The organism is Mesorhizobium sp. L-8-10 (assembly GCF_016756635.1).
Lineage (GTDB): Bacteria > Pseudomonadota > Alphaproteobacteria > Rhizobiales > Rhizobiaceae.
Window position 1 is genome coordinate 2046719 of the sequence record NZ_AP023263.1, and the last position, 12344, is coordinate 2059062.

Genomic DNA, 12344 nt, shown 5'->3' on the forward strand with positions numbered 1-12344 from the left:
TTGCCTCAGCGGTTGACGGGAAGGTCGAGTTCGGCCGCCAGCGCCTCGAGCGCATCGCCCAATATGGCCGACATCTCGCCGACCTGCGCCGCGTCGATGACGAGCGGCGGCGCCAGGATGATGTTGTCGAGCTCCGCGCCGCCGCCGCGGATGCGCCGGGAATAGACGATCATGCCGCGCTCATAGGCGAGGTCGAGAAGCCGCTGGTTGGCGTTGAAGGACTTGGGCAGCGGGGCGAAGGTCTGGGGGTCGGCGACGAGGTCGGCGCCGATCAGCAGTCCCTTGCCGCGCACGCCGGCGACGAATGGGAAACGCCGGGAGAGCCCGAGCAGTTCCTGCTGGAGAAGCTCGCCCATGGCGGCGGCGTTGCCGGCGCAGTCGAGCCGTTCCATCTCGTCGAGCACAGCTAGGCCTGCGGCGCAGGACAGCGGGTTGCCCGCATAGGTGTAGCCGTGCTGGAACCCGCCCATGTCGAGCACCGGCTTGACCAGCCTGCGTGACGCCGCCATCGCCCCGAGCGGCGCGTAGCCGGAGCCGATGCCCTTGGACAGGGTGATGATGTCCGGCCGGCAGGACCAATGATCGCCGCCGAGATACCGGCCGGTGCGCGCCGCGCCGGTCATCACCTCGTCATGGATGAGCAGGATGCCGTATCTGTCGCAGATCTCGCGGATACGCGGGAAGTAGCTGTCGGGTGGGACAAGTGCGGCCGTCGCGGCGCCGCCGATCGGCTCCATGATGAAGGCAAGCACGCTTTCGGGGCCCTCGGAAAGGATCTTCTCCTCCAGCATGTCGGCGTAACGCAGGCCGCGCTGCTCCATGCTGAGGTTGTCGCGATCCCGATAGGCCGCCGGCGCAGGCACACTCGGCATGTCGCGGATCTGCGGGGCGAAGCTCTCCGTCAGGGCCAGGTCGCCGGTGACCGCCAGCGCGCCGATGGTGCCGCCGTGATAGGAGGGGAAGCGCGCAATCACCTTCCAGCGCTTCGGCTGGTTGGTGGCGACAGCCCATTGGCGCGCCAGCTTGATCGCCGATTCCACTGCCTCCGAGCCGCCGGACACGAAAAAGATCCGGTCGAGGTCGCCGGGCATTCTTGCGGCCAGGCGCCGTGCCAACTCCTCGGCGGCTTCGTTCTCGAAATGCAGCCGGTATGCGAAGGTGACGCGGTCCATCTGCCGCTTCATCGCGTCGAGCACGTTCCTGTTGCCGTGCCCGAGATTGACGACCATGGCGCCGCTCGAACCGTCGATCATGCGGCGGCCGCGCTGGTCCCACAGATAGATGCCTTCGGCGCGGTCGACGAGCGGCCGGCGAAGCCTGGTCACGTAGAAGAGATGCGAGGCCGGACGCTCCGGCTCGGCGGCATAGGCAAAGGGTAGGCTGGCGGCCTGGGACATTGGACGGGCCCTATCGGTCGGTTGGCTGGAGGTAGCGGTCGAGGACGTTGGCGGTGACACGCTCGACCATCGCGTCGCCGCGCATGAGAGCGGCGACCCATTCGCAGCTTCCGGCGTGAAACACCTCGCCCTTGCCGCGCGGAAAATTGACGATCATGCCGCAGCCGCGCTTGACCCGGTCGACGGCGTCATCGCCATCATTGCCGATCAGCGTCCCGGCGACGAATTTGGCGTCCGCATCCGACAGGAACTGGTCGTCGGCGGGAATGTCGGCGCTCTCCTCCTTCAGCGACGACATGCCGAGCGCAAGTATTTCGAGACCTTCCGGTGCGCCGGAGTTCTCCGCCGGCTCCGGCAGTCCGCCGCGGATCACATAGTCGAGCCCGTCGACCTCGTAGCCGAAGGCATGACCTTCCGCACCGAGCAGGTCGCCGTAATAGATGCCGGTGCCGGCAAAGGCCCAGTGCTCGGGCCGGTAGACCGGGAAGCCGCGGACGCCGCGCGGCGCGCAGCCGCCCCATCCGACATAGAGGCCACGGAGCGCGTTCAGGCCGAAGGTCTGCGCGGCGGGCCTGCCGGTCTCGGCCGCTTCCCAGCAACCCGATGTGCGGCTGGGGTCGGCCGAGCGATAGACGGGGTCTTCGGCGCGGGCCCGATATTTGTAGCAGACCTGCCTCCTCCCGCCGTCCTCGAGCCGCGTCTGCCACATGAAGTTGCCGGCGAAACGCGCGGCGCGACCGCCGCGCTCGACATAGCCGTCGACGGCGTCACGCATCTCCCAGCTCCAGTATTCGTCGTGGCCGACCAAGACGACGCAGTCGTAGCCGTCGAGTATCTCGGGCTCGAAATGCAGCTCGTGCTGGCTGGCGAGATCGACCTGGTATCCCGCGCGCTCGGCCCAGCGGAAGAAATGGCTGTCGTAGCTGGCCCAGCCGGACGATGCGTATTTCTTCGAATAGCCGTTGGCATAGGCCCACTCCATATGCGGATAGCGCGGCGCAGCAGAGGGCGGGGTATGGATTTCCAGCGGCACGCGCGGCGCGTCTTTCGGCAGGGTCACGAAACCCCGGCAGAACGGACGCTCGATGCTGACCGTGGTGGCGTACTGGTCCCGCCCCGGGCCGGTTATGCCCTGGTAGTGGTTCGAGCCGCCCCAGGTGTTGTAGGCGGTCCAGGTGCCGGTCGCCGCGACCTGCAGAAGCCGTCCCGGCTTGCGGCCGAGGGCGGGGCGCATGATGAAAAGATGATGGCAGCGGATCGGCGTGCCGTCCCGCCCTTCCGCCGTCAGCGTGATGCGATAGGCGCCGGACGGCCACGCCTCGTCGACCTTGAACTCGAAGGAAGTGTCCCAGCCGCAGCCGACGACGGAACACTGGTCCGGCGTTTCCTGCCAGCGCGCAATCAGGCCCTCGCGACGAAACACGGGTGTTTCGGTTGCGCCGTCGCGGACGATCTCGATCGTGAAACGAGGTGCGGTGGAGCTGACCTGCAGCCTTGCGGTCGCACCCGGGCGGTAGGCGTAGGCGTCGGTGTAGCACCAGATCTCGCCCCGTTCGCCATCCATCCCGGGATATTCGTAATAATGGCCGAGCACGGCCTCGCGGCGCTGTTCCGGCGTCAGCCCGAAATCGGGAAAACCATCCATGGTCACGGCATCCTTCAGGCGGCGAGATATTTCTTGAGGAACGAACGCGTGCGCTCCTGTCGCGGCGCGCGGAAAATCTCGCCAGGTGGTCCTTCCTCGACCGCCACGCCGCCATCCATGAACAGCACGTGATCGGCGACATCGGCGGCGAAACGCATCTCGTGGGTGACGATCAGCATGGTCATGTGCTCGGCGGCGAGCTGGCGCATCACCGCGTTGACCTCGTCGACCAGCTCGGGATCGAGCGCCGACGTCGCCTCGTCGAACAACATGACCTTGGGCTGCATGGCGAGCGCGCGGGCAATGGCGACGCGCTGCTTCTGCCCACCCGAGAGGCGCGACGGATAGGCGTCGATCTTGTCCGCAAGGCCCACCTTGGACAGCAGGCCATGGGCCAGGTCGCGCGCTTCCTTCCTGCCCATTCCCTTGAGGATCATCGGTCCCATGGTGATGTTGTCGAGCACGGTCAGATGCGGGAACAGATTGAAGTGCTGGAACACCATGCCCATCTGCTGGCGCACCGCATTGATGTGGCGCTCGAAGGCGCGGCCGTGCAGATCCTGGTTGACCTGCACGCCGTCGAGCCAGACCTCGCCGCCGTTCAACGGTTCAAGATGGTTGATCGAGCGCAGCAGCGTGCTCTTGCCCGAACCGCTCGGGCCGATGATGGCGACGATCTGGCCCCGGCGGACCGACAGGTCGATGCCCTTCAGCACTTCCAGGGCGCCGAAAGCCTTGCGGGCGCCACGCACCTCGACCATTGGCCGCGCGGTCATCGCGATACCTCCGTCTTCTTCTCGACCCGGCGCAGCAGCGCCTCGAGGACGAGGTTGAGAATGTAATAGAGCGCCGCCGCGGTGATATAGAATTCGAACGGGCGGAACGTCTCGCTGATGCCGAGTTGGGCGGCATGGACCAGTTCGGCGATGCCGATCACGGACACGACCGAGGATTCCTTGAGAAGCGCGATCATGTTGCCGCCGATGGGCGGGGCGGTGTTGCGCACCGCCTGCGGGATCACGACGTAACGCAGCGTCTGCCACTTGCCGAAGCCGATGCTGCGCGCGCCTTCGGTCTGGCCGGGATCGACGGTGACGATGCCGGCTCTCAGCACATCCGCATTGTAGACGGCGAAATGCAGGCCGAGCCCGATGATGCCGGCGGCGAGCGCGGGGATGTCGATGCCGATCTGCACCAGGCCGAAATAGATGAGGAAGAGCTGCAGCAAGAGTGGTGTGCCCATGAACAGCCAGATCAGGAAGCGCACGGGGTAGGCGATCGCTCGCGGCGCGTATAGCACCGCGACCGCGAACAGGATGCCGCAGAAGAAGCTGAGCGCGGCTGCCGACACCGTGAGCACCACCGTCCACCACAGACCGGTCCACAATATGCCCGCATAGGGCAGGACGACGCTGAAATCGAGGCCTTGCATCGCGGCGCTCCCGTCAGGCGATCGCGAAACGCCGATCGAGCAGGTCGACGACGCGGGCGATGACGTAGACGATGATCATGTAGAGCAGGGCGGCGATCCCGAATATCTCGAAGGGCTTGTAGGTCGAGCCGATGAAACGCTGCGCCGTATAGGTGAGTTCGACCACGGATATGGTGGAGACAAGGGCTGATCCCTTGACCAGGGCGACGGTGTTCACGCCGAGCGGCCGGATCATCAGGCGAGCCGCCTGCGGCAGCACGACCTTGCGCAGCGTCTGGCCACGGCTGAAGCCGATCGTGCGGGCGGCTTCGGTCTGCCCGCGGTCGACGGCCAGCACGGCCCCCCTGATCGACTCGGCCATATAGGCGCCGATGTTGAGGCCGAGGCCGATGACGCCGGCGGCGAAGGGCTCGAGATTGATGCCCACCTGCGGCCCGCCGAAATAGAGGATGAAGAGCTGGATCAGGCACGGGGTGCCGCGAAACAGGCTGACATAGGCGGTGCCCAGGGTCCGCAGGATGCGGGACCGCGACAGCTTCGCGGCGGCGGCGAGAGCCGCGACGGCGAGCCCCAGGATCAGGGCAAGCGCCGAGATCTCGATCGTCACCAGGGCGGCTCCCAGGAAGAACGGGAAGACGCGCTCGATCAGCGGGAAATCCATGAGGAGGCTCCGGATGACTGCTTGCGTTCCGGTCCAAGCAGGCTGGCGTGGTTTCGCCCACGCTTCACCTGCCTGGACTCTTCTCCTGCCGCAGGCGGCGGCCGGCTACCTCTATGAAGGCGTCAGCGGATGTCGCTGCCGATCCACTCCATGGAGATCTTCTCGTAGGCTCCGTCGGCCATCATCTCGTCCAGCGCCTTCTGCATCGCGGCCTTCAGCTCGGGATTGTCCTTGCGGATGGCGATGCCGATGGCGACGCTGCCGCCCTCGATGTTGGGGGTTTCGAGCCTGCGTACCTTCTCGCCGGTCTGCTTGACGGCCACCATGACGGGGATGTTGTCGACGACGATGGCGTCGACGCGCCCCGCCTTGAGCTCGAGCAGCAACTCGGGCAGGCCCTTGTAGGTGCGGATGTCCCAGCCGCCCTGGGCGCGGGCCCATTTCTCATGGGTCTCGCCGAGCGTCACGCCGATGGTCTTGCCCTTCAACTCGTCAAGGTTCTTCACAGCGGAGTCCTCCGCGACGAAGACGGCGCGTCCGGCATGGTAGTAGGGGCCGACGAAATCGACGACCTTCTCGCGCTCCGGCGTGATCGTCATCGAACCGACAATCGTGTCGTATTTCTGGGCGAGCAGCCCGGCAATGATGCCATCCCAGGCCGTCGTCACGATCGTGCCCTTGACCCCGATGCGCTCCGCGATCGCCTGGCCGACCGATGCGTCGAAGCCGACGACCTCGTTCTTGTCGTTGACGAAGTTGAAGGGCGGGTATTGGCCGCTCATGGCGATCTTCAGTTCACCGGATGCCTTCACCGCCTCCAGGTCATCGGCCCTGGCGGAAACGGCGGCAAAGACGGAGGCGACAAGCAGGCCCGTGGCCGCGAGGCCGGAAAGCAGTCTTTTCATGGGGTGTCCTCTTCCCTGGATGTGGAGCGCGGCCGCTGTTCTTCAGATGCTGGCAGCGCTTTTTCCTGGCGTCATGATTGCGTTTGGTGAAGCATTACGCAAATAGATAATGGAAATGGAAGGCATAGATCTCAGGAATGGTTGGCTCGCGACTCGAAAGGCTGGTCTGGGACCTCGACTGGAACCTGCTGCGCACCTTCGTCGTCATCGCCGAAGTGAAGAGCATCACGCGCGCGGCCGAACGGCTGAACCTGAAGCAGCCGAGCGTCAGCAACGCCTTGCGGCGGCTGGAGGAGCGGGTCGGCCGCAGGCTGGTGGAGAGGGACGCCACGCGCTTCGAACTGACGGAGGTCGGTCGCCTGCTCTATGAGCAGGGGATCGAGGTCTTCGGCACGATTTCGCAACTCCCGATGCTGGTGCGCGGCGTGAGCGACGACGTCACCGGCCATGTCAACATCGCGGTGGCGAGCCATGTCGTTTCGCCGCTGTTCGACCGGGCGCTCGCCGCGTTCCACAGCAAACACCCCCGGGCCAGCCTGACCATATCGGTTGCGCCCAGTACCGAGGTGACCAAGCAGGTCCGCGAGCGCCGCGCCTCCTTCGGCATCTGCCTGGTGAGCCAGCGCGACCCGATGATCGACTACACCATGGTCTATCGCGAGTTCTTCGGTTTCTTCTGCGGTCCGGACCACCGGCTGTTCGGGCGCGAGGAGCTCTCACTGGCCGATCTGGAAGGGGAAAGCTCGGTCTCGTTCCAGACCGACCACATCTCCGACGCGCTGCGGCCGGTGGCGTTGCTGCGCAGCGAGGCGAAACTCGATGCCGACGTGGTCGGCGTGTCCTCCAGCCTGGAGGAGGTCCGCCGCATGATCGTGGCTGGGCTCGGGATCGGACCGCTGCCGCTGCATGTGGCACGACGGGACGCGGCCGATGGTCTTCTTTGGCGCCTGCCGCCCTACGACGCGCCGCCCGAAATCGACATCTTCCTGCTGGTCAATCCGGAGAAGACGCTGAACCGGGCGGAAGCCGCGCTGATCTCCACCCTGCAGGCGCTGATCGCCGAGACGCCGCTGGCCGAGCGCATCTATGACGGCTGAGGAAGGATGACATCGACCGCTGGATCGCGCGACCGGATGTATCGACATCCAGTGCCTTCGGTATCAGAGCTCCCTCAGCACGGGCGCGGCCTTGTGACCAAGCACGCGCCACGTGCCGACGAGGCCGATGCCGACGGTCAGCGCAAGGGCGGCCACTACCGTGCCGACGGCGACCTCAGGCAGGAAGACGGACGGCAGTTGCATGATACGCGCGACGATGAACCAGGCGGCGATCCCGCCGGCCAGCAGCGCGAAGACGGCCGTCGCCAGGCCGATCAGCGCATATTCCAGTGAAAAGGCCGCGATGAGGGTGCGCCGCGTGGCACCCAGTGTCTTCAGCACGACTGCATCATGGATGCGCGCGCGATTGCCGGCTGCCAGGGCCCCGGCAAGCACCAGCACGGAAGCGATCAGCGCAACGCTCGCGGCGGCGCGGATGGCCGTCCCCAACTGGCCGACGAGCCGATTGACGATGTCGAGCGCGTCCTTGACGCGGACCGTCGTGACGGCCGGAAAGGCACGCGTGACCGCATTGAGGATCCGAGCCTCCTCGACCGGCGTGGCCTCGCTGGCGGTGAGCGTCGCCAGCCAGGAATGCGGCGCCCCGGCGAAGGTGTTGGGCGAAAATACCATGACGAAGTTGATCCCCATGGATTCCCATTGCACCTGCCGGAAATTGGCGATCTTCGCGGTGACGTTGCGGCCGAGCACATTGACCGTCACCGTATCGCCCAGCTTCAGGCCGATCGCGTTGCCTTCCTCGGAGGAGAAGGAGACGAGCGGCTCGCCGGAATAGTCCCGCGGCCACCATTTGCCTTCGGTGAGCGTGGCGTTGCCTGGCTTTTCCGCCTCATAGGTGAGCCCGCGGTCGCCGCGCAGGACCCAGGCGCCGTCGGCGGGAACGGTCATCTTCTGCACGTCCAACCCGTTGATCGCCATCACCCGGCCGCGCAGCATGGGCACGCGCGCCAGCGCACCTTCCGGCGCCTCCTGCTCGACCAGTCGCGAGAAGGCGTCGGCCTCCGAGTTCTGGATGTCGACGAAGAAGAAGTTCGGCGCGCGCTCGGGCAGGCTGCCGGCGATCTGGCGCCTGAGATTGCCGTCGATCAGCGCCAGCGTGACCAGCAGCGTCAGGCCGAGCCCCAGGGACAGGACCACGGATGGCGTCAGCGCCCCGGGACGGTGGATATTGCCGATGGCGAGCCGCAGCGCCGTGGACTTGACACGGGGACTCCTGCGGGCCAGCCACTGCACGAGCACGCCGACATAACGCAGAACGAGGAAGGAGAAGACCATGGCGCCGACGAAGATGGTCGCGATCCGCCTGTCGCCGGAGAACCAGATTGCGAACAGCGCAAGCAGCAGGGCGATGCCCAGTGCCGCCGCCGTGTAGGGCAAGCGCGGAAGGCCGCTCCCCTCGAAGCCCATTTCGCGGAACAGCGCCGTCGCCGGCACGTCGCGTGCGCGACCGAGCGGCAGCAGCGCGAAGGCGAGCGTCACCATGACGCCGAACAGGGCTGCAACGCCGAGGGCGGCGGGATAGACGGACGCCTCGGCCGGCACGGGCAGCACCGAGGCCAGGGCCGCGGTCGCGGCGAAAGGCATCAGTGCCCCGAGCACCAGCCCGACCATGATGCCGAGCCCGGAGATCATCAGGATCTGGACGAGATAGACGGTGAAGACGAAGCCGCCGGAGGCGCCGAGGCTCTTGAAGGTCGCGATCACGCCACGCTTGCCGTCGAGATAGGCGCGCACGGCATTGGCGACGCCGACGCCGCCGACGACGAGCGCGGTCAGCCCGACCAAAGTGAGGAACTGCGAGAAACGTTCGATGTTCGAGGCAAGCGCCGGGGCCGCGTTCGACCGGGTGCGGACCGACCAGCCCGCCTCCGGGAACTGGGTCCTGGCCTGTTCGCGGATCGCTGCGATCCTGGCGTCGCTGGTCCCGTCCGGAAGCCGCAGCTTATAGGCGTGATGGACCAGGCTGCCAGGCTGAATGAGGCCCGAAGCGCGCAGGCCCTCCAGCGAGACCATGAGGCGCGGCGCGAAGCCGAAACCTTCCGACACCGCGTCGGGCTCGCTCACGAGCAACGCGCGCAGCTCGAAGGTGCCCTCGCCGAGCCTGATGCGGGAGCCGGGCTCGATGTTCAGCCGTTCGAAGAGGATGTCGGGAGCGGCCGCGCCGTATACGCCGTTCCTTTCGCCCAGCAGATACTCGCGCGACAGGGCAGGAGCCGTTTCGAGCGGGCCGTAGAGCGGATAGTCGCCGTCCACAGCCTTGACCTCGACCAGCGCCTGGTCCGACCCGTCCTCCAGCCGGGCCATCGAACGCATCGTGGCGCTGGCGGCGGGCGTGCCGAGGCGGCTCAGGAAGGTGCGTTCGGCGGCAGTCGCCTCGCGCTGCGTGAGCTCGAAGCGGATGTCGCCGCCGAGCAGGGACTGGCCTTCGTCGGCGACGCCGGCCGAAATGGCGCGCGCAACGGAGTTCACGCCGCCGATCGCCGCGACGCCCAGCGCGATGCAGGTGAGAAAGATCATGAAGCCCGACAAGCCGCCGCGCATCTCGCGCAGCGAAAAGCGGATGGCGAGCCTGAGCGTACGGAGGTTAGTGCCAGCCACGCCGGGCGCAGCGGATGGAAGGGTGGCAGGCGCGTGCGAGCGGGCGTCCACTTAGGACCTCATAGAGCGGTAAAGGGCAGGTGCGTCCTTTGAGGCTCGCTTCGCGAACACCTCAGGATGAGGGAGGTAGCGCATGACCGCTCGCCCCGACATGCGTCGCCCTTCGGACTTCGCGTCGAAACCGCGAGGATCTGGGGAATGGCGGAAACCTCCCTCATCCTGAGGTGCTCGCGAAGCGAGCCTCGAAGGACGCACCTTCAATGCGCCCGGAACGCATCGCGACCTGGCGCGTGCAGCGCGCAGCCAATGTCGGATCGTGGGTGACCAGCACAAGCGTCATGCCGCGCTCCTGCGCCTTGGCGAAGAGAAGGTCGGCGATCTGGCGACCGGTGGCCTGGTCGAGATTGCCGGTGGGCTCGTCGGCGATCAGGATGCGCGGTTCGGGTGCCAGCGCCCGGGCAATCGCGACGCGCTGCTGCTCGCCTCCTGAAAGTTCGCCCGGATAGTGGGCGACGCGCTCGCTCAGCCCGACCGCGGCGAGCTCGCGCGTCGCCACCCGGAACGGATCGGGATGGCCGGCGAGCTCCAGCGGCACGGCGACGTTCTCCAACGCCGTCATGTTGGGAATGAGATGGAAGGACTGGAAGACGATGCCGATATGGCGGCCCCGAAACGATGCGATCTGATCCTCGGTGCGGCCGTTGAGCAGCTCGCCCGCGATGCGCACCGTGCCGGTATCGACACGTTCCAGCCCGGCCACCACCATCAGCAGCGTGGATTTGCCCGAACCCGATGGGCCGACGATGCCCGTCGCCTCGCCCGCCATGACATCGAGGCTCACGCCCTTCAGAACATGGACGGACGACGCACCCTCGCCGAGGGTCAGCGACACGTCCCGCAATTCGATGACGGCTTCAGTCACGGCGAAATCGTCCTATATGGAGGATGCGGGGGCGGCTTTTTCGTCATATGGGTTGTGGATCATGGCTTTCAAACGGAGCGGGCAGGCCTTTGTCGCCGCCATTGTCGTCCTTCTCGCCATCCTCACATCTGCCTCCGCCGAACCGTTGCGCGTCGTCGGTTTCGGCGACAGCCTGATGGCCGGTTACGGGCTCGGTCCCGGTGAAGCTTTTCCCGAAAAGCTGGAGGCCGCGCTACGCAAGAAAGGTCACGATGTCGTGATCGCCAATGCCGGCGTTTCGGGCGATACGACCAGTGCCGGCCTGTCGCGGCTCGACTGGTCGGTTCCCGACGGGACGCAGCTCGTCATCCTGGAACTCGGCGCCAACGACATGCTGCGCGGGGTCACGCCTGATATCACCGAGAAGAACCTCGACGCCATGATCGCGAGCCTGCGGCAGCGCGGCATCGCGGTGCTTCTGGCCGGCATGGTCGCCGCACCCAATCTGGGCTCCGACTTCGCCTCGACCTTCAACGCGATCTATCCGCGGCTGGCGGAGAAATATGGCCTTCAGCTCTATCCGTTCTTTCTCGACGGTGTCGCCGCCGACAAAGGGTTCCTGCTTGCCGACGGCATGCATCCCAATGCTGCCGGGATCGACCGTATGGTGGAGAACTTCATGCCTGACATGGAGAAAGCGCTTGCCGCCGCAAGGACGGCCGGAGGTGCGCCTGCCGACTGAGGGCATGGCGCCGGGCGCGCAGGAGGCAGCCTCCTTTTCGGGTGTTGACTCAAGCCGCCGATGATCCGGAGGGTCGAATCCACAGGCCTGTCACAAAGCTGGACGAATCGTCGGGCAGCTTGGATCCCGGCAGGCCCGCGGGACGACAGTCACGCATAAACAGCTTGCCCGGCCGGGGAATCGGTGATTCGCTGCGGCTATGAAGTTCGATTCGGGGAGGGAGCCATGCCGCGACTTTTCACCGCCCTCGAAATCCCGCGCGACGCCGCAATGTCGCTATCCCTGCTTCGCGGGGGTCTGCCGGGAGCGCGCTGGATAGACGTCGAGAACTATCACCTCACCTTGCGCTTCATCGGTGATGTCGAGGGCCATGTGGCCGACGAGATCGCCAATGCGCTCGACCGGGTCAGGCGTCCGGCCTTCTCGTTGACGCTGTCCGGTGTCGGCGCCTTCGGCAAGAAGCCGCACGCCGTCTGGGCCGGCGTCGCCACGTCGCCCGATCTCTACGCCCTGCAGGGTGAGATCGAGCGCATCTGCCAGCGGCTCGGACTGCCGCCGGACCCACGCAAATTCGCGCCGCATGTCACGCTGGCCCGGCTCAAAAACGCCAATCCCGGCGACGTCGCCCATTATCTCTCGGCCCGGGGCAACTTCTCCACCCTGCCGTTCCGGGTCGGACGTTTCGTGCTGATGTCGTCGCGCGATTCGATCGGCGGCGGCCCCTACATCGTCGAAGAGGCCTGGCCGCTGTTCGGCGCCGATTCGCGCCAGCCGGCCTTTTCCGCCAGCTTCTCCGACGCGTCGCGGATCATGCGCTGAGGCGAGGCCTCGCGTTCGGTTTCCAACTCGCGCCACGACAGTCGCCAGCCTCTTCCGCCGCGATGTGGCTGGCCCTACAGCATGTTGCGTCAAAGAAGACACATGCAACATGCTGCAGGTCTTGAT

The 12344-nt window shown here is 66.3% G+C and carries 11 protein-coding genes; 3 read left to right on the forward strand and 8 right to left on the reverse strand.

The genetic code is table 11. From position 1 onward, the window contains the following. Window positions 1-5: 5 nt before the first annotated feature. The 6 genes from JN280_RS09525 to JN280_RS09550 form a co-directional block, all read right to left on the reverse strand. Complete coding sequence (locus tag JN280_RS09525; protein WP_202311724.1) at window positions 6-1397, reverse strand: aminotransferase family protein; 1392 nt, start codon at window positions 1395-1397, stop codon at window positions 6-8. Window positions 1398-1407: 10 nt separating this feature from the next. Beyond that, complete coding sequence (locus JN280_RS09530) at window positions 1408-3042, reverse strand: N,N-dimethylformamidase beta subunit family domain-containing protein (protein WP_202314661.1); 1635 nt, start codon at window positions 3040-3042, stop codon at window positions 1408-1410. Window positions 3043-3056: 14 nt separating this feature from the next. After that, the gene (locus JN280_RS09535; protein ID WP_202314662.1) at window positions 3057-3803 is read right to left on the reverse strand and encodes an amino acid ABC transporter ATP-binding protein; all 747 of its coding nucleotides are present in this window, start codon (window positions 3801-3803) and stop codon (window positions 3057-3059) included. A gap of 11 nt (window positions 3804-3814) precedes the next feature. Further along, a complete protein-coding gene (locus JN280_RS09540; RefSeq protein WP_202311725.1) occupies window positions 3815-4474 on the reverse strand; it encodes an amino acid ABC transporter permease in 660 nt (219 codons plus the stop codon). A gap of 13 nt (window positions 4475-4487) precedes the next feature. Then, window positions 4488-5135: an amino acid ABC transporter permease gene (locus JN280_RS09545; RefSeq protein WP_202311726.1), complete on the reverse strand. Its 648-nt coding sequence runs from the start codon at window positions 5133-5135 to the stop codon at window positions 4488-4490. Window positions 5136-5257: 122 nt separating this feature from the next. Next, on the reverse strand, window positions 5258-6040 hold the full coding sequence (locus JN280_RS09550; protein WP_202311727.1) for an ABC transporter substrate-binding protein: 783 nt from the start codon (window positions 6038-6040) through the stop codon (window positions 5258-5260). 137 nt (window positions 6041-6177) lie between these two features. Here JN280_RS09550 and JN280_RS09555 point away from each other — a divergent pair, with 137 nt between their 5' ends. After that, window positions 6178-7137 (forward strand): LysR family transcriptional regulator, encoded by a 960-nt coding sequence (locus tag JN280_RS09555; protein WP_202311728.1) that lies wholly within the window; start codon window positions 6178-6180, stop codon window positions 7135-7137. 63 nt (window positions 7138-7200) lie between these two features. Here the strand turns inward: JN280_RS09555 and JN280_RS09560 are convergent, their stop codons facing one another. Both JN280_RS09560 and JN280_RS09565 read right to left on the reverse strand, forming a co-directional pair. Further along, a complete protein-coding gene (locus JN280_RS09560; RefSeq protein ID WP_202314663.1) occupies window positions 7201-9699 on the reverse strand; it encodes an ABC transporter permease in 2499 nt (832 codons plus the stop codon). A gap of 271 nt (window positions 9700-9970) precedes the next feature. Further along, window positions 9971-10678 carry an ABC transporter ATP-binding protein gene (locus JN280_RS09565; protein WP_202311729.1) on the reverse strand — a complete coding sequence of 236 codons (708 nt, stop codon included), beginning with the start codon at window positions 10676-10678 and terminating at the stop codon, window positions 9971-9973. A gap of 61 nt (window positions 10679-10739) precedes the next feature. On the opposite strand from JN280_RS09565, the gene JN280_RS09570 reads away from it, so the two are divergent. Then, entirely contained in the window at window positions 10740-11399 is a 660-nt protein-coding gene (locus tag JN280_RS09570) for an arylesterase (protein WP_202311730.1), read from the forward strand. Between the two features lie 225 nt (window positions 11400-11624). Then, window positions 11625-12218, forward strand: coding sequence for an RNA 2',3'-cyclic phosphodiesterase (gene thpR / locus JN280_RS09575; protein WP_202311731.1), 594 nt, complete (start codon window positions 11625-11627; stop codon window positions 12216-12218). Window positions 12219-12344 lie beyond the last annotated feature (126 nt).